This is a genomic window from Neisseria macacae ATCC 33926 (assembly GCF_022749495.1).
Classification (GTDB): domain Bacteria; phylum Pseudomonadota; class Gammaproteobacteria; order Burkholderiales; family Neisseriaceae; genus Neisseria; species Neisseria macacae.
The window spans coordinates 787,114-810,310 of record NZ_CP094241.1 but is presented as its reverse complement, the minus strand read 5'-3'; the positions used below and the strand labels follow the sequence as shown (position 1 = coordinate 810,310).

Sequence of the window (23,197 nt, the reverse complement as noted above, 5' to 3'; positions counted from 1 at the left end):
TTTTGGAAATTTGGGAACCGGCTGTCCCCCGCCTGCCTACCCGCCCAATTTCCTACTCAAACTTTCCGTATATTCCTCGCGTTCGGCGCGGCTGGTTTCGGGGAGGTGGGTGTTGAGCGACGACCATTTCCACCTGCTGCGCGCTTTGTTAAGTTCGGACGGGAGTTTGTCCGGCGTCCAGGGCGCTTTGCGGCTGTGCAACTCGACCTGCGATTGCGCCGCATGGCCGCGCGTTTGCAGGATGTGGAGCAAATCGAGGGCGCGGGCGGCAAGCAGGGTCAGGGTTTCGGGGTCGGTGTGCAGGGTTTGGCGGCCGGTGAGCTTGTCGGAAATGGTGCGGGTATTGGGCAGGATGCCGCCCAAAAAGCCGCCGATTGCCGTCCCCAAGCCGAGCGAACCGCCGAGCGTGGCGATGTCCAGCCCCAAGCCGATGAGTGCGCCTGTTGCCGCGCCGGTGCCGGTACGGATGCCGTATTGCTTGAGCAATTCACTGTCGAACGGGTCTTGATGGAAGGCTTTGGGCACCCAGTCGCCGCCGTCGATTTCGCTGTGGTAGAAGCGGTAGAGGGCAAACAGCCGCTGCTGCATCTGTCGTTCGAGCTGACGTATTTCTGCCTGCATGGTTTGCAGGACGGGCGCGGGGTCGTCGTTTTCGTCGATTTCCTGCGTGAAGGCTGCCACATCGAGCAGGAAACCTGCGATTTCGTGCCGCGCTTCTTTGTTCAGACGCGTCCATTCGCGGCGGCGGGAAGCGGTCAGACGGTCGATGATGTCGTGTTGCGGCAGCATGGTGGCGAGCTTGTTCCAAAGGTTCAATTCGCCTTCAAAATCGAAAGCGACAGTGTCGAACCCTGCGAAAACGTGGAGATTGCGACGCGCCAACATGGTTGTCCACGCTTCAGGAAGCTGTCCGCCGGTAAAGTTGAACACGGGCATGACCGGTTTGGCGCACCATGAAAGAATGGTCAATTCGTCCCGATATTTGTCGAGGACGGGTTCGCGCGCGTCGATGACGTACAACGCCATGTCGCTTTGCAGAAGCTGCCGCAGCACTTTGGCTTCTTGGTTGAAATCGTGATGCGCGCCGTGGCTGTCGAGGAACTTTTGCAGCCGCTCGATGCCGTCGGCGCGTGTGTCCGTGTTGGTTTCCAGCCAATCCAAAACGCCGCCCGCGTCTTCGAGTCCGGGCGTATCGTACAGGTACAGCAGCGTGTCGGTGCCGTCGGTAATCGCGGCTTCTTCGACATGGCGCGTGGTGGACGGGGCGTTTTTGACTTCGCCGAACCCGCTATCGCGCAACAGGGTGCGCAGGAGCGAGGTTTTGCCGGTATTGGTGTGCCCGACGACGGCGAGGGAAAGGGGTTGGTTGTTCATCATATTTTGAGAGAATGGATTTTCAGACGACCTTTTTCAGGATGGCGGCTTAACAGGACATTTCAAGTGCGTTATTGGCTTTTCAGACGACCTTCCTGCGCCGCCTTGTCAGGTTCCAGCCATGCCACGTCGCACTCTGCCAGCGCGTTGCGCCAGTGGTCCAATGTTTCGGACAGGTCGTCTGAAAGCGCCCGTTCCGTCAAAAGCTGTACCACCGCCCCGCCCTGCGCCGCTTCCGAAAGCCGGACAATCTGCCGCAACACGCCGCGGTCGGGGACGGTTTCCGCGCGCACGCCGATGAGGAGCTGGGCGGGTTTCTGTTTCAATTCCGCCTCTAAATCGGCAACTTCTTCACGATTCGCCGCCACGCCTTTATCCAGCCATTCCTGCGCCAGCCTGCCCGCAAACCATGTGCCTTCGTGCCATTCGGTTTCCAACATGACTGCCCACTTGGGCGCGTCGTTTAAGGTGATTTTCGGGGAAACGGCGGATACGGTTTCCCGACGCGTGTCCGCATCGACGATTTTGTTCTGCCAACGGCGGATAACCGCCTGATAATAAGGCTTCTCCAAATCCAGCTTGCTTTGGCTTGTTTTTAAAAAGATTTTGCACACCGCCCAAGCCAGCAGGCGCGGCAGGATGCCGTAGCAGGCAATGCTGCCGACCAACAAGCCCGACCACGCGCGCGCATCGGCAATGTTGCCGTTCAGACGACCTTCGACCACCGCCCGCGCATCAGGGGCGGGGAAGCCGAGTTTCGACGGCAGCCACGCCAGCATCTCCACCGCGCGTACCGAAGCGGCATTGGTCAACAGCGTGCTTTCCCAGTTGAACGTATATTGGCGCACCAAAAGCAGCAGCAATACCGATACCAGCATCCCGCTCAAGGTGCAGAGCCATAGACTGTGCGAAGTCGCGCCAGTAATCCAACGCGCCGAAGGCTGCCGCCATTCGTTCGCATACAGCCGAAACACCGCCTGATTGACGGGGTCTTTACCCCGAAACCACGTCGCGGGACTGCTGAAAAACCGCCCCACTTTCACGCGCAGGAACAGCGTTGCCAACCATACCGCCAACATCAGCGTATTCATGCCCAACACGCCCGCCAAAATCAGGAAAAAATTCAGCCCTTGGCTGTCCATCAGAAGGTAAGTGCCGGAAAAGCCGCCGCTAAACATCATTGTCGCCGCCACGACCCACAGCCAAAACGACCCGGTCCGCACTTGTTCCAAGGTATGCCGAAGCCCGCGGTCTCTGTCTATCATCTCCGCGCGGCGGATGATTTTTCCTTCCACGCCGCCCTCGACATGCCGCAACGCCTCCGTCGCCTGCACGGGATCGCCGGCAAAAATATAGCCGCCCTCTTCCAAAATACGGACAAGTTCGGCGAGTTTTCGGGATGGGTTCAACATAAAAAAGGTCGTCTGAAAGGGATGGTGAAAACGCAAAGATTTTATCACAGCCCTTTTCAGACGACCTTTGTATTTTAAATATGCGGCTCAGGCAAACCGTTTCGCTCAAGTGGCGGAAGAGAGGTTGCCGCTATTCCCCGTCTTGGAAAATCACGTCGTTTTCAAACCGAGCCATATTGTGCAGCCCGTCGGTCAGGGCGATGCCTTTCAGTTCGTGGCGGCGAACCAAGTCCAACGCTGCTTCCTTGCCGGAAACGGGATGGCAGCCGACAGGTCCCATGTGTTGGAAGCGGTCGGTGTAAAAGAGGTATAAATAACCGTCCCGCGCGTAAAGCCCGCCATCTTTGCGGTTGATCCCGACAAAAAGCGGCTGCTCTGCCAATTGGTTCCAAACAATATACTTCACGGATTTTGCCAAATCCGCCGAATATTTTTCCACCAACCCGATCAACAGCACATTTTCCTGCGGCGTGTTACCGGCAAAAAAGTTCAGCAATTCCTCATCTTCGACATCCGTAAACTGCTTGAACAATTCCTCCGCCCGCGCGGGTGTAACCTTATAGGGATTGGAAAAACCGACGATGGCTATCGGGTGGAATTGCAGTGGCAGCTTGGCATCGGTACCGATGGACAACGCTTCCATTTTTTCTCGGGAAGCCGCCATGCCGTCCGCGCCGTTCACACGCATCAGCCAAGAAAGTGCGCATTCGAAATGCTCGCCGTCCTGTCCTCGGTATTCCATCAGTTGAATGCCCAACGAGTGCGCGACACGCAGGACATTACTCAAATTATTGAACTGGTCTGCCTTATCCAACGCGCCGACCAAAGCGATGCCGTCTAAAGCGCCGTCCTGTCCGTCTGAAAAAGCCCGCGCCGCTTCATAGCTTTCAAACACATATAAAACCGTCCGCCCGTCTTTCAGACGACCTATATAAGGGATGCCCGTCCCTTCCGACACATCCGCCTGCATGGCAGACAGCGGCACATACACTTTATCTTTCGCATAAATCGCCCGCGCCGCGCCCTCGCTTTTTTCCTGCGCGGAAAGTCTGCGCGGCTCTTGTGCCGTTTCGCCGGACGGCTTGTTCCCAAAAATTTTCGACAAAATACTCATTCGGTTTTCCTTAATGTATTGGTATGCGCCCGCCTGACTGCTTTTCTGCACAACAGAACGGCGGCAAACCGGGCGCGCAAGATTTTATCACAGCCTTTTTCAGACGACTTGCATTATCCCTAAGATACCGTCCATAATAGCTTTATGCATTAAGCAAGGAAAAACAATGACTATCCGAACCACAACGTTATCCCTACTCACCCTGCTCACCCTCTTTCCGACGATTGCCGCCGCAAAAGACGAACCGCCCGCCGACGGCGACACTTGGGTGGACCACCGCCACGAAGTCGTTTCCAAACGCTTGGACAAATGGTCCAACCGCATCGACGATTGGTTTGGCGAACCCGACCCCGACCACCCTGCCGACGCCAACCTGCGCGTCATGCTCGATACCGAATGGAACCCTGACGACAAGTTTACCGTGACGCCCCGCGTACGGGGTCGTCTGAAACTGCCGACCTTGGAGAAAAAAGTCCATGTGATTTTCGGTGACGACTCTTTGGACGACGAGTTGAAACACGAAGCCAATGCCTACCGCAACCGTACCAATACCAACGGCAGGATATTCGACGCATCCCAAAGCCGCGACAACAACGCCTCCCTTGCCGTACGCTGGTCTGAAGTATTTGCAAAACAGCGCACCGATACCGACTTCGATATCGGTATCCGCTCCGGCAGCGACCTGTACGCCCGTGCCAAAAGCTCGAGCAATTGGCAACTGACCGACAACATCGACACCAGCCTCGAACAAATCTACCGTTACGGCATCAAGAGCAAACACCATGTCCGTACCAACTGGGAAACGCGCTACATCCCCAGCGAAAAAAGCTTTATCGCCAATCAGGCACACCTGCAATACGAACACGATAAAACCGAAGACTGGACATGGGGCAACAGCCTCTTCCGCCAACACAACCTCGGCAAACACCGCCACGTCAACTACGGCGTGTACACCGGCGGCAATATCGAAAAACGCAAAGCCGCCCTCAATACCTACGGTCCGTTTACCACCTACCGCCAACCGATTTGGCGCAACTGGCTGTTTACCCAAACCGAAGTCAACTACTACAACAACCGCAAGGAAAACCAAAAACACCGCGTCGGCGCGCTGTTAAGGATTGAAGCCTTGTTCTGATGCAAAAAGGTCGTCTGAAAGCTTGTTGCCGGATTCCAATCCCGTCAATACAGCTTTCAGACGACCTTTTTTCAAACTATCTCAAACAAATTATTCTTCCGAACCTTCTTCCCTGCCGTTGAAATACTCTGCCGCGCCGCCGTCGAAAAAGCCCTGCAAAATCGCTTGCGCCGCCACTTGGTCGAGTACCGCCTTCTGTTTGCGCCCGAATACCTGCGCTTCGGCAAGCAGGCTTTCCGCATATAGCGAGGACATCCGTTCATCCACCCAATATACGGGCAGGTTGAAACGCCCGTGCAGGCGGCGGCCGAATTTTCGGCTAAGGCGGGTCAACTCGTGTTCCGTACCGTCGGCGTGGGTCGGCAGTCCGACGACCAGATGCTTGGGCTGCCATTCCCGTATCAGCTTGGCGATGGCGTTGAATTTCTCGTCGTTGCTGTTGCCGGTAACAGTCGCCAAAGGATGCGACAAGCCAAGCTCCGCATCGCCCTGCGCCACGCCGATACGCGCCTCGCCGAAATCAAACGCCAAAACCGTCCCTGCCGGTGCTTTATGCATGACCGGCTCCACAGACAAGCGCATCGGGCTGGATGCCCAGCTTGGCAAACGCGGCGGCGTAGCGGTGTTCGTAAGGCATATCGAACAAAATATGCTCGTCCGCCTTCACCGTCAGCCAGACATTGTCCGCCAGCTCGCGTTCAAGCTGCCCTTTGCTCCAGCTCGAATAGCCTATGCTGATTAAAATCTTGTCCACCGCACCCTGACGCGATAAGTTTTCAATCACATCGCGCGAAGACGTCAGCGCAATGTCGTCTGAAACAATCATACTGTTTTGCCAGTTGCCCACCGGCGTATGCACGACATAGCCGCGGTCAATCTGTACCGGCCCGCCCATCATGACGTGTTCGTGCTGCATCCGCAAAGGAATATTGCGGTCGGTTGCCGCAAAAATCATGTCCATCGTAATCGGCGACGGTTTGTTGATGATGATGCCCAACGCGCCCTCTTCGTTGTGTTCGCACACATAAATCACCGAATTTTCGAAAAACGGGTCGTCCATATCGGGCATAGCAATCAGGAAATGGTCGGTTAGGTTCATATCGCTCATCTTTTACTTGTTCGGCACAGGCGCATCCACGACGCACGCACCGTAAATCTGTTTGCCTTCCATACCGCCGGCAACTTGCTGCGCATCCGCTTTAGCACCGCCAAAGCACGACACCGCGCTCAAAGAGTTCTTCGGCGAACCCTGAACGATTTTGTCGCTGTAAACCAAATACGCAAACGCCTTACGTTTAGGATCGTAATAACGGATAATCTGCTGGCTCTTGAACGCCAAACTCGCGCTGCGCTTAAACACTTCCCTCGGCTTGACGACGGCTTGCTCGTTGTAACGGATGACCTCCGCCGTCTGCACGCACGACACGGAAGCATCGCTCGCATCTTCCTCCAAATTCACCGTCTCTTTCAAACCGCCTTTTTTCGCATAAGAAATATAACAGGCAACCCCTTGCACATCAGGATCATCAAACCCCTCGACTTCAATACGGTCATTTTTCCCCAGCATATGAAAAACCGTGCTGGCACGTCCGATTTTGTCGGTATCGTTACCGCAGGAAGCAAGAAGCAGGGCGCAAAGCGCAGGCAGAATAATTTTATTCATGTAAATTAAGAAACCTTTGAAGGTTGGAAATAAAGAAGCTGACACCGCAGCTCCTACTATATAAGACCGCTTGTTCAGATTGCAAGCATCGGAAAGACCCAAATACCCAATTGAATCCCATCACCGGCTGCAAGCCTTCCCACTACAAGCCCCATCCCTTTCATTCTTTAGTCCATTCAAGGTTCAAAAAAAGAACTCTGGATTGAGCGCCAAGATCGTCAAGTTTACCATCTGAACTTTGGCTGCAAACAAAAAGGGTCGTCTGAAAACAGGTGAACTGCACCCCAAAAGTTGGACATCCCCTCCAACTCACAAGGTGCAGTTTTTTTATGAGCAAATATACATTACACTTCAAATACCAAGCCGTACTCCACTACCTGCATATACGCAGCCAACAACGTACCGCAGACCACTACGGCATTTCCCGAACCCACCTGAGACGATGGATACGCGCCTATCAAGAAGGCGGCATCGGCGCACTCGAACATCCCCAATCCAAAACCATGCCCCAACACCGCAAAAACCCCTTCATCGCAGATAAACCCGACCAAGAAAAAACACAGGCAGAGCTTATCGAAGAGTTGTGCTATATGCGCGCAAAGGTCGCCTACCTAAAGGAGTTAAAAGCCCTCAGCCAAAAGCGGACCGCAAAGGACAAAGCCAAACCGTCCAAACACTGAGGGCGCAACACCCGCTCAAATACCTGCTGCACATCGCAAACCTGCCCAAAAGCAGCTTTTACTACCATCACCAAGACCGACCCAATCCCGACGAAGCCGACAAAGCCCTCCTTGTCGAAACCTACCGGCGGCATAAAGGACGCTACGGGCAAAGGCGCATTGCCGCAACATTGGATTGGAACCGCAAAAAAGCGGCGCGGTTGATGAGGCAGTTGGAACTGAAAGCCCTCATACGGGCGAAAAAAGCCTACCGCCATCCCGCCATGGGCGAAATATCGGAAAACCTCCTCAAACGCCGGTTCAAAGCCCGAAAGCCCAACGAAAAATGGCTGACCGACGTTACCGAACTCAAAGGGAAGGACGGCAAACTGTACCTCTCGCCAATCTTGGACTTGTTCAACCGCGAGATCGTCGCCTACGCCATGAGCCGCAGAGCCGACAGCGAAATGGTGAAGGAAATGCTCGAAAAAGCCGCCCCCCGTCTGACTGCTAAAGGAACGATGCTGCATTCGGACCAAGGCGTGCTGTACCGTACGTCGGGATATAGGGAATTGCTTGCGGAGTATTCCATGGTTCAAAGCATGTCGCGAAAGGCGAACTGTTGGGACAATGCGCCGATGGAAAGCTTCTTTGCGGTGTTGAAGACGGAGTGTTTCTATAACGCAGGTGAATTGACGGTAGATGAATTGATGAAGCAGATAGATGACTATATGGATTACTACAACCGGGAGCGTTGCAGTTTGAAATTGAAAAAGCTGAGTCCTGTCGCATACAGAACCCAGCTTGCACAGAGCGCCTGAATAGGCTTTTATGAGTGTCCAAGATTTGGGGGCCAGTTCACAGGTTTTCAGACGACCCTTTTTATAGTGGATTAAATTTGAATCAGGACAAGGCGACGAAGCCGCAGACAGTACAGATAGTACGACAAGGCGAGGCAACGCCGTACTGGTTTAAAGTTAATCCACTATAATCTTCAAACTTTTCCAAACTAATCAGCTTGACCTTTTCCTTCACGCTTGCGTTTCTGCTCCCTCGCCCAATCAACCATATCTTTGGGGTAATAAGGAGATTGGCGCAATTCGGTATCGTCCAAATCGTCAAGATAAGCGATGGCGGCAACTTCAAAAGCCCAGTAACCGCAATAACCGTTTTGCTCGGGGTCAAGATGGGACTGGTATTCGAGGTCGTTCATACCGACCATTTTGCGATACCAGTCTTTGAGGTAGGCGTTGAGAATGTCGAGTTTTTCAGCCTTATCTTTTTCGCGGATGGCATCCGAAATCAAAACGGCATGGTCGTTCATTTGGACATAATCGGGGTCGGGACGGTCTTTGAAGCGGTAGTAGAAGAAATCTTCAATGGTTGAATCAGGCTCAAGTCCATCTTCTGCATTGGCAAGGATGACTTCGAGTAGGCGCGGGAGCAGGTCTTCGCGTTGCAGAAGGTGGCACAGCGCAATGAGGTGCAGAGTGTTAAGATAGTATTCGACATAAAACCACGGCATCGGGCTGGTGTAGTAGCCGATTTCGTTTAATTCGGCTTTGTTTTGCTGCCAGAATTTGGTGGAAACTTCTAATGTAGAGACAATCTTGTCCAGCATAGGAGACAAAAGGGAAATCGACTCGCCCGCTGTATAGCATATTCTCAAATAATCAAATACTTCGGAAAATTTATAGCGAAATAGATGTTTTGATTCTAAAATACTTTTCTGCCAATTATTACCCCAAAATTTTAAATTAGATAAATATCCATTTTTCTCTTTCTGATATTTTTCCTCACTCAAAAAATGCTGCCTACGCTTTTCATGAAAAGGAATTTTCTCGGTTTCGTTCATGTTTACTCCCGTAAAATTTAGCTTGGTCGGTACTCTCTTAATTCTGCTACTTAGTTTCAGACGACCTTTTAATCTTTCAACTTTTCCAAACTAATCAGCTTGACCTTTTCCTTCACGCTTGCGTTTCTGCTCCCTCGCCCAATCAACCATATCTTTGGGGTAATAAGGAGATTGGCGCAATTCGGTATCGTCCAAATCGTCAAGATAAGCGATGGCGGCGGCTTCGAATGCCCAGTAACCGCAATAACCGTTCTGTTCTGGATCGAGGTGGGATTGGTATTCAAGGTCGCTCATGCCGACCATTTCGTGGTACCAGTCTTTGAGGTAGGCGTTGAGAATGGCGAGTTTTTCAGCCTTATCTTTTTCGCGGATGGCGTCTGAAATCAAAACGACATGGTCGTTCATTTGGACATAATCGGGGTCGGGACGGTCTTTGAAGCGGTAGTAGAAGAAATCCTCAATGGTCGAATCAGGCTCAAGCCCATCTTCTGCATTGGCAAGGATGACTTCGAGCAGGCGCGGGAGCAGGTCTTCGCGTTGCAGGAGGTAGCACAGCGCGATGAGGTACAGAGTGTTAAGATAGTATTCGACATAAAACCACGGCATCGGGCTGGTGTAGTAGCCGATTTCGTTTAATTCGGCTTTGTTTTGCTGCCAGAATTTGGTGGAAACTTCTAATATATCAATAATTTCATCCAGCATACCAGGAAGTTTGCCGATAGATTCTCCAGCGGTATAACTAGACTTTACATAATCCATTTTTGTAAATGCTGCCAAACCGTAGGAGTTTCTCAGTTCTAAATTATTTGAATTGGAATTATTTTTAAAAATTTTCATTGTTTCCGGTGTTTTCTCAACAATGAATTTCCATCTTTCCTCACTTAAAAAATGCTGCCTGCGTTTTTCATTAAAACAAACTTGTTCGGTTTCGTTCATGTTTACCCCTATAAAATCTGGCTCGGTTGGTGCAATTCTTTGAATCTTTGTATTGAGACGAATTTAATCCCTCAAACAATAGCAGTTTGAAATCTGAATCCAACGCCCTGTTTCAATTCACGGAAAGGTCGTCTGAAACCTAATTTCGTTTTTCAGACGACCTTTCCGTATCAAGCTCAATCAAGATTCCCCCACCTCATCACGGTTCCGCCATTTCCAATGCCTGTTTGATGTCCACGGCAACGACGCGCGAGACGCCTTTTTCCTGCATGGTTACGCCGACCAGCTGCTCTGCCATTTCCATGGTCAGGCGGTTGTGGGAGATGTAGAGGAACTGGGTTTGCGCCGACATTTCTTTGACCAGGTTGCAGAAACGCGAGGTGTTGGCGTCGTCCAGCGGGGCGTCGACTTCGTCCAGAAGGCAGAAGGGGGCGGGGTTGAGGCTGAACAGGGCGAACACGAGGCTCATGGCGGTGAGGGCTTTTTCGCCGCCGGAGAGAAGGTGGATGGTGCTGTTTTTCTTGCCGGGCGGGCGCGCCATGATGGATACGCCGGCGGTCAGGAGGTCGTCGCCTATCATTTTGAGGGTGGCTTCGCCGCCGCCGAACAGGGTGGGGAAGAAGGTTTGGACTTTGCCGTTGACGGCGTCGAAGGTTTCTTTGAAACGCTCTTTGGTTTTGTCGTCGATTTGGGCGATGGCTTCTTCCAAAAGGGAGATGGCGGCCTGTACGTCTTCGCTCTGGCTGCGGTAATAACCGTCGCGTTCGCGCGCTTCTTCGAGTTCTTGCAGGGCGGCGAGGTTGACGGCGCCGAGGGCTTCGATTTGCTGGGTGAGGCTGCCGATGCTGCTGTTCAATACTTTCGGCGATTCTTTCGCCAACGCTTCGAGCGCGTCCAAATCGGCGGCGCGTTCGGTCAGGTTTTGATGGTAGCGTTTGGCGTTAATCAGGGCTTCCTGCTGCTGCAACAGGGCGGTTTGGGTGGCGGCCTGAAGCTGCGGCAGCTTGGTTTGCAGGGTTTGTACGCGGGCGTATTGCTCCCTGCCCTGCTCCTGAATCTGCGCAAGTTTCTCCTGCACGGCGATGTATTCTTCGTCCAGCGTGTGCACGGCTTCGGTCAGCTCGTCGAGCTTGATGTGCTGCTCGTCGTTTTGGAACTCGGTTTCATAGGCGAGGGCAAGCTCTTGTTGGCGTTCCTGCCAGTCGAGGGTTTGCTGTTCGAGTCGGGCGATTTGCTGTTGGTAGTTTTGTTTTTGCTGGTTGAGCTTATGGACGGCGACTTCGGCAAGCCCGTATTGGCGGTTGGCTTCCAACAGGGCAAGCTGCGCCTGTTTCAGACGGCCTTGCTGCTCTTGGCGGCTGTGCGCGGTGGTTTGCTGTTGGTGTTCGAGTTCGGCGGCAGCTTCCTGCAAAGTAATGATGTCGTCTGAAAGCCCGTCGGACGTGTGTTGCAACACGGTCTGTTCTTCCGCCAACTGCGCCAGTTCGCGCTCGATGTGTTCGCGGCGGATTTGCCCTTGGTTGGTGCGCGCCAGAAGTTCGGCGGCGCGTTGCTGCGCCTGGCTGTATTGGCGCGTGTGCTGCTGTTGCTGCTGCATCAGATTTTTGTGCTGCACTTCGGACGAGCGCACGGCGGCTTCCGCCTGTTTGAACGCGGCTTCGGAGGCGGAGAGTTCGGGGGCGAGGTTTTCCAGTTCGGAAGCGATGCCGTCGAGGCGCGCTTTTTGGGCAATCAGGCTTTCCTGCGCGGGTTTGGCATAGAGCAGGACGCTGACTTTATCAACCTGATGGCCTTCGGGCGTGAGCCAGATTTGGTGTGCGCCCAAATCGCTTTGATGCGCGAGGGCATAATTCAAATCGGGCGCGCACAATACGCCGTCGAGCCAGTGGTGCAATGCCGTCTGAAACGGCGGCTGCGCTTGGATTTGGTTCAGCAATGCCTGTACGGGCAGGGATTTTTTGATGCCGCCGGAGAGGTCGTCTGAAAGCCATGCTGCCTGCCCCTGCGGCAAAGGCGCGGGGGGAACGAAGCCTTGCGGCACAGCGCGGGCGTGCAGGCGTTCGGCAAGGATGACGGACAAGGCGTGCTGCCACTCGGCGGGCGCGGTGATGTGTTGCCACAGCTGCGGCGCGGCGGCGTGGTCGGTTGCCTGCCAAAAGTCGGCGGCTTCCTGCTGTTGCGACAGGATTTGCGACAACGCCTGCTGTTGCGCCTGCAAAGTGATGTGTTGCTGCTTCAGGCTTTGAAAACGGCTTGAGGCCGTCTGAAACGCCTCGCGGGCGGCGTGTAAGGCTTCTTCGGTGGCGATGATTTGTTCTTCGTAATGCTCTTGCTGGCTTTGCAACAAGGCGGCGGCTTCCTGCGCGGCGGCGGTTTCCGCTTCGTCGGGCAGGTTCAGGGCTTGGTTTTCCAGTTTCAGACGACCTTTGCGCTCTTCGTGCTTGGCAATCGTTTGTTCGGCATGGGCAAGCTGCTGCTGTTTCAACGCCAACTCGCGACGGATGCGGTTTGCCTCGTCCTGCTGGGTTTGGAAGGCGGCATTGAGCGTGGCTTGGACTTCTTCCAATTCGGGCAGACGCTCTTCGTGTTCGGCAACCTGCATCGCCCATTCTGCCAACTCGGTTTGCTTTTCCTCGGCCTGCAACTCGTTTTCTTCAAGCTGCACGCGGATTTGCTGCTGCTCCTGATGGATGCGCTGCATCTGCGCCTGCGCCGCCTGTTTGTCGCGTTCGATGCGTTGGTGCAGGTTTTGTTGATGGCGGATTTGTTCTTCCAAACGGGCAATCTGCTCGCGCAACACGCCGCGTTTGTTGCTCAATTCGTGCACCGCCTGCTGCTGCGACTGTTCGGCAGTCTGCAAGGCGTGTACTTCGTCGTTTAACGCCTGAACCTGCGCGGCGGTTTCGTCCTGCTGCGCCTGCAAAGACTGATGCTGCGCGGTCGCTTTATCGGCGGCGGCAAGCGATTGCTGCCATTGGGCGTAATCGAGCAAATCCTGTTGTTGGTTCAACTGCGCGGTCAGGGATTTGTAGCGTTCGGCGGTTTCCGCCTGTTTCTCCAGCTTTTCCACCTGACGCGCCAACTCGTTCTGCAAATCGCCCAAACGCTGCAAATGCTCGCGCGTGTCTTTCAGACGACCTTCCGTCTCCTTGCGGCGTTCCTTATATTTGGACACGCCCGCCGCTTCCTCGATATAGGCGCGCAACTCCTCCGGCCGCGCTTCGATGATGCGCGAAATCATCCCCTGCTCTATAACGGCATAACCACGCGCCCCCACGCCCGTACCCAGAAACAAATCGGTAATGTCGCGGCGGCGCACGGTCTGATTGTTGATGAAATAAGTCGATTCGCCCTGACGCGTCAGCTGCCGCTTGATGCTCACCTCGGCATACTGCCCCCACGCCCCCTGCAAACTGTGGTCGCTGTTGTCAAACACCAGCTCCACCGAAGCCCTCGGCGCAGGACGGCGCGTTGCCGCACCATTAAAAATCACGTCCTGCATACTCTCGCCGCGAAGCTGCTTCGCCGAAGCCTCGCCCAACACCCAGCGCACCGCGTCAATCACATTCGACTTGCCGCAGCCGTTCGGCCCGATAACCGCAACAAGCTGCCCCGGCACATGAATCGTGGTCGGGTCGGTAAAAGATTTGAAGCCGGAGAGTTTGATGTGGGTCAGGCGCATGGGATAAGGACGGGGAGAAAAAATAAAGTGGGATTTTATACTAAAAAAATAGAAGAAACCGACAATTCAATCGTGGCAGTATTACACCTGTAAAACGAAATTACGCTCTTGTTTACGAAGTACATGTTTAGTACGTTTTATATCTTGAGTCTATTAACCAAATGAATATTATTTTTTATTTTTTAAATGAAAAATGTGAAAACGAAAATTTAAAAATCAAAAATGAAAAAACCCGAGTCCAGTTTTCACTGGATTCAGGTTTTAATGTCATCTGAAAAGATATAGTTTGAATAACATCCGCATAGAGCGTCGTTGACAAGACCGTTGCAGATTGTTTCAAATAAATCTTAATCTCAGAAATTAATCAGAATCTCACACCAAAATGAAGACCTGCACCTCGTTGGCGACCACCATAAGCTTGCAGAGCTGTATTCACTTGTTTACTGCCCAATTGGTAATTCATTCCTGCTTCACCCAAAGTGGTTCCTCCTTTCATAGTCGGACTAGGTAAGGAGAGACCTTGATATTGCGCACGTACATGACCATTCCATTCTCGTTCATGAGCTAAACCAAAATGCAGTTTCGTTTTGGCTAACTGATGGTTGTATTGCACGCCAATACGGCCTCTTTGTGAACGAACTGAAGAAAAATTATACGTTTCACCTGAATTCAACTTGGTTCTATCACTAGATGTATAGGAGTCAAAGTATTTAATATAAGTATCTAATGAATTTAGACTGCCTAGCTGCCAAATCTTACCTGCACCGATATGGCCCGCTATGTAGTTGGAATTACTGTCATAGTTAACCTGGTTGCCATTAGCATGCACGAAATCGTTACTGTGGTAGTCTCCTGAAACACGACCGGCACGAAGGCTGCCTTGCATATACAAGCCATTGTTCCACAAGTAATTCCCAAATGTATTTGCACCTAAGTACCAAGCCTTACCTTTACCTCTGGTGCCGTCGTCCAAATGTGATGTATAACGAGTATAACCGTATTCGGCAGCAATACCATATGTTAGATTACCCAAGCCTAAAGGTTTATTCCATGCATAACCTGCATCAAATGTCATACCTTTCAGTTTTACATGACTGCCTGTCGTTACTTCACGGTTATCGGCACGGACATTAGCAAAGCCGTTAGAACCGATATTTGCTTTGTTTTTATCTACATTGGTATTTTGATAGAATGATTCCAAACCACCTTCCAAAAGGTAAGCTGAACCACCATTAATCAACGCTGGCGCAACCAAACGACCTTGCAACAAAGATTTAGTTTTTGGGTTTACGTTAGCAGATGGTATTGTGGTGTCAGTATTGTTTGAAGCATTATTCTTATTCCCTGTACCAGTATTATTCACAGAGCCATTAGCAGAGGATATTTTTGTGTCACTATTGTTTGAGCCATTGTTCTTATTCCCTGCACCAGTATTATTCACAGAGCCATTGTTGTTAGCTGGAACGTTTGTACTGCTTTGAATATTATTCTTGCGAAATACTAAATCTAGGTTTTTTGACTGCTCATCTACGCCAATATCTGCCAAATCATGGGTTAGAGTAACGCCTTGAAATACTTTTCCTTGTCCTGTCCATTTAATTTCCCTAGTGGAATCTACCTGTATCAAATGTACGACATCTCCTGCTTTCAAAGCAGCATCTCCCGGTACATAGCTGTTAACCGTAGCATTACCCAAATCTATAACTGAATCAAAATCCCCTTCAATACCTAACAGTTTCAATGCGATATCTTGATTACGGGTATTGTTGGGTAGATAAAAATTGTAGGTATTGAAATATCCAACTTTACCAGCAGATATGCTGTTCATTTCTATCGGCTCTTCGATGTTACCCAAATTCAACGTATTACCGGCACTTTTATCGCTGACACCACCATAGAGCACACCGGAAACTTCGCCTCTGCCCAAAAGCGTAACGATATTATTATTGGCTTCTTCTGTTGCCCCCCCTCCTGAGAGGTTGGCAATCTTGAAATCTCTATTAAGCATAACTTTATTGCCATTTGCACGTGTGACTGCCACCCCTCCGACAAGCTTATCTCTCACTGTCGCATTACGGCCGAGCATGACAGTATTGTTGTTTGCCTCGCTCTCCAAGCCAGCTTGACCGCCTATAACCTCATCAGCAGTCAGGTTTGCACCTATCGTTACCAAATTTTCAGAAACATTGCTGCCATTCCAAGCAGAACCACCACGTATCATATTTATATTTGCATCTTTGCCGATTCTGAGTTCATTTTTGTTTACAGTCGCTTTGTCTGTGCCATTACCCGCGACAACATTAAATATTCTGCTACGGTCTCCGATAGTCACGCGGTTTTCGTTTTCCGTATTCTCAGGGATGACACTGGATTCTTTACCTGAACTACCACCGAGTACTTGTGCGGCATAAAAATCATCTCCGATATGAACGATATTGGAGTTAGTGACAACATGAACATAATCAGTTTGATGTCCTGCGCTGCCGCCTGTAACAATTCCACCAAGGACCAACTGATCGTCGGAAAGTTTCGGACCCACCCTGACATTGTTACCGATATAGACTTCGTTGAAGGAAGATAGCATCCCATCCGAACCGCCATAGACATTTCCTGTTACAACCGAATTATCCCCAATATGAACACTGTTGCTGGAGGAATCTATTTCAATATTTTTTCGGCTGGCCTCATCTGTCTTTACGGCACTAGCAGAACCACCTTCAACAAAACCATTTATTATTGCATTAGCTCCAATACGCACAGCATTGAAAATAGCACTTGATTCGCTCGATGAACCACCCGAAACAAATGCACTATCTTTTTCTGTACCAATTTGGACATTGTTTCCTATCACCACTTCATTATGATTAGCTTCTTTTTCAGTCGAACTTCCACCACGAACAGCACCTGAAATATGTGCGCTGTGTGCAACATTGACACGATTATTATTAGCAGAGCCTTTGTGGGCACTGCCACCAGTAACGGAGCCATCTAATTTCTGCCCCAATCCTACTGATGCAGAGCAACCGTTGGCATTTTCATTGCTAAAAAAGCTTCTATCACATCCATAAATCGATGCCGCCTGGGTGTATGTCGAAAACATACCTGCTAACATACAAGTAAGAGTAGTTAATGCTGTACTCAATTGACAATTATTGCTTTTTTTTACAATTGAGCTAGATTTTTTAATACGCATGTTTAGTTCCTTTAGAATAGAAATTGATAGTAAATGAGAAAATACGACTTAAATTAAATATTACGGCGTTACCCAACCTTAAACCTAAGGGGAATAATTTTTGAATATCTACAGTAAGTTGATTACTTATTTTACAATGACATATTTTACTATAAAATGCTTATCGCATTATCATTTTATTTCAAAAAAATTATTTTATCATAATAAGTTTATGACAATATATAAACCTGAAAATAAGCAATTTGCAGCAACCTGAGACCTTTGCAAAATTCCCCAAAATCCCCTAAATTCCCACCAAGACATTTAGGGGATTTTCCATGAGCACCTTCTTCCAGCAAACCGCACAAGCCATGATTGCCAAACACATCGACCGCTTTCCACTGTTGAAGTTGGATCAGGTGATTGATTGGCAACCGATCGAGCAATACCTGAATCGTCAAAGAACCCGTTACCTCCGAGACCATCGCGGCCGTCCCGCCTATCCCCTGTTGTCCATGTTCAAAGCCGTCCTGCTCGGACAATGGCACAGCCTCTCCGATCCCGAACTCGAACACAGCCTCATCACCCGCATCGATTTCAACCTGTTTTGCCGTTTTGACGAACTGAGCATCCCCGATTACAGCACCTTATGCCGCTACCGCAACTGGCTGGCGCAAGACGATACCCTGTCCGAATTGCTCAAACTGATCAACCGACAACTGGCCGAAAAAAACCTAAAAGTAGAGAAGGCATCTGCCGCCGTCATTGATGCCACCATTATTCAGACTGGCGGCAGCAAACAGCGTCAGGCCATAGAAGTCGACGAGGAAGGACAAGTCAGCGGCCAAACCACACCGAGTAAGGATAAAGATGCCCGCTGGACAAAGAAAAACGGCCTCTACAAACTCGGTTACAAACAACATACCCGTACCGATGAGGAAGGCTATATCGAGAAACTGCACATCACCCCCGCCAATACCCATGAGTGCAACCATCTTTCCCCTTTGTTGGAGAGTATTGCCGAAGGTACGACCGTTTATGCCGACAAAGGCTACGACAGCAAGGAAAACCGGCAACATCTGGAAGACCATCAGTTGTTAGACGGCATTATGCGCAAAGCCCAACGCAACCGTCCGCTGACGGAAGCACAAACCAAACGCAACCGATATTTATCGAAGACCCGTTATGTGGTCGAACAAAGCTTCGGTACGCTGCACCGTAAATTCCGCTACGCCCGGGCAGCCTATTTTGGTCTGCTCAAAGTGAGTGCGCAAAGTCATCTGAAAGCGATGTGTTTGAACCTGTTGAAAGCGGCTAACAGGCTAAGTGTGCCTGTTGCCGCCTAAAAGGCGGCCCGGATGCCTGATTATCGGGTATCCGGGGAGGATTAAGGGCGCATTTGGGTAGAATCAGGAGTGATTGGGGCGGAAACAGCCGAAAAACTGTGTTGGGGTTTCGGTTGCCGGGGGAGGAAGGAATTTTGCAAAGGTCTCAACCTGATTCTTCAAATGCGTCAGCAGGCAAACCGATAATTCAATGCCCTACTCGAAACAGACATATAATATGCACCTTATCGCAAACAGATTGGAAGGAACCGACGATGGACGGACAAATGGCACTTTTTTGCTATCAGGAACTGCCGGTTTGGCAGGCAGACGAGATTCCCGACGCGCTGCGGGCGGGTCATGCGTTTGACGAAGGGGAATGGGCTTGCCTGAACGTATTGCAAGGTCGTCTGAAATTGACGGAAGCTGATAATGCTTCTATCGAGCTGACTGCCGAAGACGGCGACCACATGATCGCGCCGCAGCAACAGTTTACGGTCGAGCCTTTGACGGACGACACGGAAATCAAGCTCTCGCTTTATTGCGCGGCAAAAGATTATTTCAATAAGAAATACGGCATGAGCGCGACCCATTCGGCGGTAGTGGCGGCTGAAAATATCGTTCCTGCGGGCAAGGCTTTGGATATGGGCTGCGGTCAGGGGCGTAATGCGCTGTTTTTAGGTTTGAAAGGATTTGACGTAACCGCCGTGGACAACAATCCGCAGGCGGTGCAAAACGTCAACGAGTTGGCGCGCATCGAAGACCTTGACGTGCGGGCGGTGGAATATGATTTGAATGCCGCCAACCTTCAGGATCATTTCGACTATATCGTGGCGACCGTTGTGTTTATGTTCTTGTATCCGCGTTTCGTGCCGCAAGTGATTGCCGATATGCAGGTGCATACCAACCCGGGCGGCTACAACCTGATCGTTTCGGCGATGGACACTGAAGACTTCCCCTGCCCTATGCCTTTTCCGTTTAAATTTAAAGAAGGCGAGTTGCGCGAATACTACCGCGACTGGGAGATTGCCGAATACAAAGAGGAACTCGGCGCCATGCACGCGAAAGATGCGGCGGGCAATCCGATACAGTTTAAGTTTGTTACCATGTTGGCGAAAAAGCCTGAAGTATAAACGAACGGGGTCGTCTGAAATATTTTCAGACGACCTTTTGGTATCCGCTTTGTTACGGCGCTTTGAACTTTTCCTACCTGCCATCAATTGGCAACCTCAAATCCGGATTGTGTCGGCTAGAGGCGTTTTCCACTCAAACACGCATCACCGACAACTTCAAAAACAAAAAGGTCGTCTGAAACCGAAAATTGGGTTTCAGACGACCTTTTTATGATCAAACCATCAGTTGCTCAACACGTCCACGCCTTTGGGTGGGGTGAACTTGAATGCGCCGCGTGAGAGGTTGGGCTTGGTGTTCAAGCCGCCGAAGCTGATGGAGGTTTGGTTGCCGAAGCTGTCTTTCAGCTGCATGGCGGCGAGGTTGTCGCCTTTGAAGCCGATGCGGATGTATTGATAGCCGGCGTTGTTTTTCTTAGGCGTTGCCAAAACGTAGTCGATGCCGTTGGACGAGCCGTCTTCTTTGAGGGAGTAGCTGCTGTCAAGGGCGTTTTTGTTGGAGAGGATGGCAGCGGGGCTGTCGCCGATGGTTTGGTCTTGGGCGGACTTGGTCACTTGTGCCAAATCAACGTCGTAGAGCCAAATGGTTTGACCGTCGCCTACGATGGTTTGTTTGTAGGGTTTGGTGTACTCCCATTTGAAGAGGCCCGGACGCAGGATTTTGAAAGTACCGTGTGCGGTTTGGGTTTTCTTTTTGCCTTGGACGGTTTGGGTGAAGCTGCCGCTGATACCGTCGGCGTCGTTGTTGAATTTCTTGAGTGCATCCACTGCGCCTGCCTGTGCGAAACCGATGGTCGCGGTCAGTGCGGAAGCGGCGAGGAATTTGAACAGGTTGTGTTGTTTCATCATTATTTTTCCTTGTTGGAAGGGGTGTGGCGCCCAGTATCGATGTTACAAAATAACAATGCAAGCCGCTTATGGGCGGTTTACATTTTGCAAACAGTGTTTCCCGAGGGCTAATTTTTTGAAGCTGCGGGATTTTTTCCTGCGGAAAAGACAATCGGGTTTCACAATTCTTTAATGTATGCCGACTGCGCAAACTGTGGTATTTAATGGTTTTTGACGTGCAACGCCAAATTGTAAAGATTATATTCCTTATATTGTTTTTTTTAAACGCTATAATATTTGTTTTCCGAAAAACGGCGGACTTGGAATGAAACCTGATATCTATGCTTTGCTGGAACTTGCCCTGCTTTCAGACGACCCCGATGAAAAAGGACGGCTGACGGACGAGGCGTTTGCCGCCGTTCAGAACATGGACGGTGCTGAAGCAAACGCTGCGCCGCTGGACTTCCGCCACGCGGGAAGGCCGCCGAAGCCTGTTTTGGTCGCACCGTCGCAACTGACGCCGCGCAAGATAAACACGACCGAAGGCTATGCGGCGATGCTGCACGCGATTGCGCATATCGAGTTCAACGCCATCAATCTGGCTTTGGACGCGGCATACCGTTTCCGCACGCTGCCGTTTCAGTTTGTGCGCGACTGGGTGCGTGTGGCGAAGGAAGAGGTGTACCACTTCCGCCTGATGCGCGAAAGGCTGCGCGCTTTCAGCTTCGATTACGGCGATTTCGAGGCGCACAACCATTTGTGGGACATGGCGTATAAAACCGCCTACGACCCGCTATTACGCATGGCGTTGGTGCCGCGCGTATTGGAGGCGCGCGGGCTGGACGTTACGCCTGGGATACGCGCGAAGGTGGAACAGCGCGGCGATTCGGAAACCTGCGGCGTGTTGGACATCATTTACCGCGACGAAGTGGGCCATGTCGCTATCGGCAACCATTGGTATCAGCACCTCTGCCGCGAACGCGGTTTGGAACCTGTCGCCCTGTTCCGCAGTCTGATTGCCCGTTACGATATGTTTATCTTCCGCGGCTATGTGAACATCGAAGCGCGGGAAAAAGCGGGCTTCAGCCGCTTCGAGCTGGATATGTTGGAAGATTTCGAACAGGGTTTGAAACAAGGCAAAAAGGTCGTCTGAAAACCCTGAATCCGGATTTTCAGACGACCTCTGTTGAGGAACGTTATGTCGACTCACCATCACGAACACCATCATCACGCACACGCCCACACGCATACCGCCAACAAAAAAGTATTGCGCGTGTCGTTCATCATCATCGCCGCCTTTATGCTGCTGGAGGCGTTCGGCGGCTGGCTGACTCACTCGCTCGCGCTGCTTTCCGACGCAGGGCATATGTTCAGCGACGCATTTTCCTTGGGCGTGGCGTTGTGGGCGTTCAAACTCGGCGAAAAAGAAACCACGCTGCAAAAGACCTTCGGCTACAAACGTTTTGAAATCCTCACCGCCATGTTCAACGGCTTGTCGCTGGTGGTCATCGCCGTGCTGATTTTCTACGAAGCCGTCAAACGCCTGCTTTATCCGCCCGAAATCGCCACGCTGGGGATGCTCGTCATCAGCGTTATCGGGCTGCTGGTCAATATCGGCGTGGCGGTTTACATGCTGAAAAACAGCGACACTGAAGCCAACGTCAACATGCGCGGCGCGTATCTGCACGTTTTAAGCGACCTTCTCGGCTCAATCGGCGCGATTGCCGCCGCCGTACTCATGATGGCGTTCGGCTGGAAATGGGCGGACCCGCTCGCCAGCGTGTTCGTGGCCGCGTTGGTCGGACGCAGCGGCTGGAGCCTGCTCAAGCAAACGCTGCACATCCTCATGGAAGGCGCGCCCGAAAACATCCACACCGACGACCTGCTCGCCGTTATCCGCAACACCGACGGCGTCAAATCCGTCCACGACTTACACGTCTGGACGATTACCAGCAATATCAACGTATTATCCTGCCACATCGTCGTGGACGGCAGCATGACCGTTGCCGAATCCGAGCAAATCGCCTACCGCATTGAACACGAGTTGTCCCACAAAAACATCGGACACTGCACCATCCAAATCGAAAGCGAACACCACCCGCATCCCGACAGCGTCTTGTGTGCCAATGAAACCGACGGCGCACACCATCACCACTAAACCCAAAGGTCGTCTGAAACCCTTTTCAGACGACCCCATCGAAAAACCAAAGGAAAACACATGATACAAGCCGTATTGTTCGACCTCGACGGCACGCTCGCCGACACCGCCCTAGACCTCGGCGGCGCACTCAACACCGTATTGCGCCGCCATAACCTGCCCGAAAAAAGCATCGCGGAAATCCGCCCGTATGCCAGCCACGGCGTGGCCGGCCTTTTGAAAATCGGCGTCGGCATGACTGCCGAACATCCTGATTTCGCAGCATGGCGGCAAGAATGCCTTGAAGCATACAGCCTTTGCTATGCTGACAAAACCACGCTGTTCGACGGCGTGAACGAAATGATTGCCGAACTCGACAAACGCGGCATCAAATGGGGCATCATCACCAACAAACCCATGCGCTTCACCGACAAACTCGTCCCCAAACTCGGCTTCGCCATCCCGCCCGCCGTCGTCGTCAGCGGCGACACCTGCGGCGAATCCAAACCCAGCGTCAAACCCATGCTGTATGCGTGCGAACAAATCCATGCCGACCCGCAACACACGGTTTACGTCGGCGATGCCGAACGCGACATGCAGGCCGGACGCAACGCCGGCATGAAAACCATACTTGCCGACTGGGGCTATATCGCCGCCGAAGACCAAACCGAAACTTGGCCGTTCGACCAACGCATCGCAGCGCCTTCGGATTTGCTCAAGATTCTATAGTGGATTAACTTTAAACCAGTACGGCGTTGCCTCGCCTTGCCGTACT

General features: G+C 51.7%; 19 protein-coding genes. 8 read left to right on the top strand and 11 right to left on the bottom strand.

The window, feature by feature from the left end:
• Positions 1-36: 36 nt before the first annotated feature.
• From MON40_RS03865 to MON40_RS03855, 3 genes are all read right to left on the bottom strand, one after another.
• The gene (locus tag MON40_RS03865) at positions 37-1,374 is read right to left on the bottom strand and encodes a DUF3482 domain-containing protein (RefSeq protein WP_147611954.1); all 1,338 of its coding nucleotides are present in this window, start codon (positions 1,372-1,374) and stop codon (positions 37-39) included.
• A 71-nt stretch (positions 1,375-1,445) separates the two neighbouring features.
• Positions 1,446-2,786 carry a DUF2868 domain-containing protein gene (locus tag MON40_RS03860; RefSeq protein WP_039862819.1) on the bottom strand — a complete coding sequence of 447 codons (1,341 nt, stop codon included), beginning with the start codon at positions 2,784-2,786 and terminating at the stop codon, positions 1,446-1,448.
• Between the two features lie 130 nt (positions 2,787-2,916).
• Complete coding sequence (locus tag MON40_RS03855) at positions 2,917-3,900, bottom strand: hypothetical protein (protein WP_050797961.1); 984 nt, start codon at positions 3,898-3,900, stop codon at positions 2,917-2,919.
• A 166-nt stretch (positions 3,901-4,066) separates the two neighbouring features.
• Here MON40_RS03855 and MON40_RS03850 point away from each other — a divergent pair, with 166 nt between their 5' ends.
• Positions 4,067-5,035 carry a hypothetical protein gene (locus MON40_RS03850; RefSeq protein WP_003777258.1) on the top strand — a complete coding sequence of 323 codons (969 nt, stop codon included), beginning with the start codon at positions 4,067-4,069 and terminating at the stop codon, positions 5,033-5,035.
• Between the two features lie 90 nt (positions 5,036-5,125).
• Here MON40_RS03850 and ruvX read toward each other — a convergent pair whose 3' ends face one another.
• The 3 genes from ruvX to MON40_RS03835 are packed head-to-tail and all read right to left on the bottom strand — an operon-like array spanning position 5,126 to position 6,698.
• Positions 5,126-5,593: a Holliday junction resolvase RuvX gene (ruvX, locus tag MON40_RS03845; protein ID WP_003777257.1), complete on the bottom strand. Its 468-nt coding sequence runs from the start codon at positions 5,591-5,593 to the stop codon at positions 5,126-5,128.
• A complete protein-coding gene (locus MON40_RS03840) occupies positions 5,586-6,134 on the bottom strand; it encodes a YqgE/AlgH family protein (protein WP_019271440.1) in 549 nt (182 codons plus the stop codon). Before MON40_RS03840 ends, ruvX begins: the two co-directional genes overlap by 8 nt.
• 12 nt (positions 6,135-6,146) lie before the next feature.
• Positions 6,147-6,698 carry a CreA family protein gene (locus MON40_RS03835; RefSeq protein ID WP_003763874.1) on the bottom strand — a complete coding sequence of 184 codons (552 nt, stop codon included), beginning with the start codon at positions 6,696-6,698 and terminating at the stop codon, positions 6,147-6,149.
• A gap of 329 nt (positions 6,699-7,027) precedes the next feature.
• Here MON40_RS03835 and MON40_RS03830 point away from each other — a divergent pair, with 329 nt between their 5' ends.
• Positions 7,028-7,378, top strand: a complete 351-nt coding sequence (locus MON40_RS03830; RefSeq protein WP_242925880.1) for a helix-turn-helix domain-containing protein — start codon at positions 7,028-7,030, stop codon at positions 7,376-7,378.
• On the top strand, positions 7,282-8,178 hold the full coding sequence (locus MON40_RS03825; RefSeq protein WP_242925997.1) for an IS3 family transposase: 897 nt from the start codon (positions 7,282-7,284) through the stop codon (positions 8,176-8,178). Before MON40_RS03830 ends, MON40_RS03825 begins: the two co-directional genes overlap by 97 nt.
• Positions 8,179-8,366: 188 nt before the next feature.
• On the opposite strand, the gene MON40_RS03815 is transcribed toward MON40_RS03825, so the two are convergent.
• The 4 genes from MON40_RS03815 to MON40_RS03800 form a co-directional block, all read right to left on the bottom strand.
• Positions 8,367-9,212 (bottom strand): PoNe immunity protein domain-containing protein, encoded by an 846-nt coding sequence (locus MON40_RS03815; protein WP_003777251.1) that lies wholly within the window; start codon positions 9,210-9,212, stop codon positions 8,367-8,369.
• Positions 9,213-9,302: 90 nt separating this feature from the next.
• Positions 9,303-9,971, bottom strand: coding sequence for a PoNe immunity protein domain-containing protein (locus tag MON40_RS03810; RefSeq protein ID WP_242925995.1), 669 nt, complete (start codon positions 9,969-9,971; stop codon positions 9,303-9,305).
• Between the two features lie 376 nt (positions 9,972-10,347).
• Positions 10,348-13,830 (bottom strand): chromosome segregation protein SMC, encoded by a 3,483-nt coding sequence (gene smc / locus MON40_RS03805; RefSeq protein WP_003777248.1) that lies wholly within the window; start codon positions 13,828-13,830, stop codon positions 10,348-10,350.
• 364 nt (positions 13,831-14,194) lie between these two features.
• Positions 14,195-17,023, bottom strand: coding sequence for an autotransporter outer membrane beta-barrel domain-containing protein (locus MON40_RS03800; protein ID WP_003777246.1), 2,829 nt, complete (start codon positions 17,021-17,023; stop codon positions 14,195-14,197).
• Positions 17,024-17,340: 317 nt separating this feature from the next.
• On the opposite strand from MON40_RS03800, the gene MON40_RS03795 reads away from it, so the two are divergent.
• On the top strand, positions 17,341-18,348 hold the full coding sequence (locus MON40_RS03795) for an IS5 family transposase (protein ID WP_242925836.1): 1,008 nt from the start codon (positions 17,341-17,343) through the stop codon (positions 18,346-18,348).
• Between the two features lie 254 nt (positions 18,349-18,602).
• Positions 18,603-19,460 (top strand): SAM-dependent methyltransferase TehB, encoded by an 858-nt coding sequence (gene tehB, locus MON40_RS03790; protein ID WP_003777244.1) that lies wholly within the window; start codon positions 18,603-18,605, stop codon positions 19,458-19,460.
• Positions 19,461-19,682: 222 nt separating this feature from the next.
• Here tehB and lolA read toward each other — a convergent pair whose 3' ends face one another.
• On the bottom strand, positions 19,683-20,306 hold the full coding sequence (gene lolA / locus MON40_RS03785; protein ID WP_003768722.1) for an outer membrane lipoprotein periplasmic chaperone LolA: 624 nt from the start codon (positions 20,304-20,306) through the stop codon (positions 19,683-19,685).
• Between the two features lie 304 nt (positions 20,307-20,610).
• On the opposite strand from lolA, the gene MON40_RS03780 reads away from it, so the two are divergent.
• From MON40_RS03780 to MON40_RS03770, 3 genes are read left to right on the top strand one after another with little or no spacing between them, the layout of a single operon-like run.
• Positions 20,611-21,438: a ferritin-like domain-containing protein gene (locus tag MON40_RS03780; protein ID WP_003777240.1), complete on the top strand. Its 828-nt coding sequence runs from the start codon at positions 20,611-20,613 to the stop codon at positions 21,436-21,438.
• Positions 21,439-21,483: 45 nt separating this feature from the next.
• On the top strand, positions 21,484-22,443 hold the full coding sequence (locus MON40_RS03775; protein ID WP_003777239.1) for a cation diffusion facilitator family transporter: 960 nt from the start codon (positions 21,484-21,486) through the stop codon (positions 22,441-22,443).
• 60 nt (positions 22,444-22,503) lie between these two features.
• The gene (locus MON40_RS03770; protein WP_003777237.1) at positions 22,504-23,151 is read left to right on the top strand and encodes an HAD family hydrolase; all 648 of its coding nucleotides are present in this window, start codon (positions 22,504-22,506) and stop codon (positions 23,149-23,151) included.
• Positions 23,152-23,197: the final 46 nt, after the last annotated feature.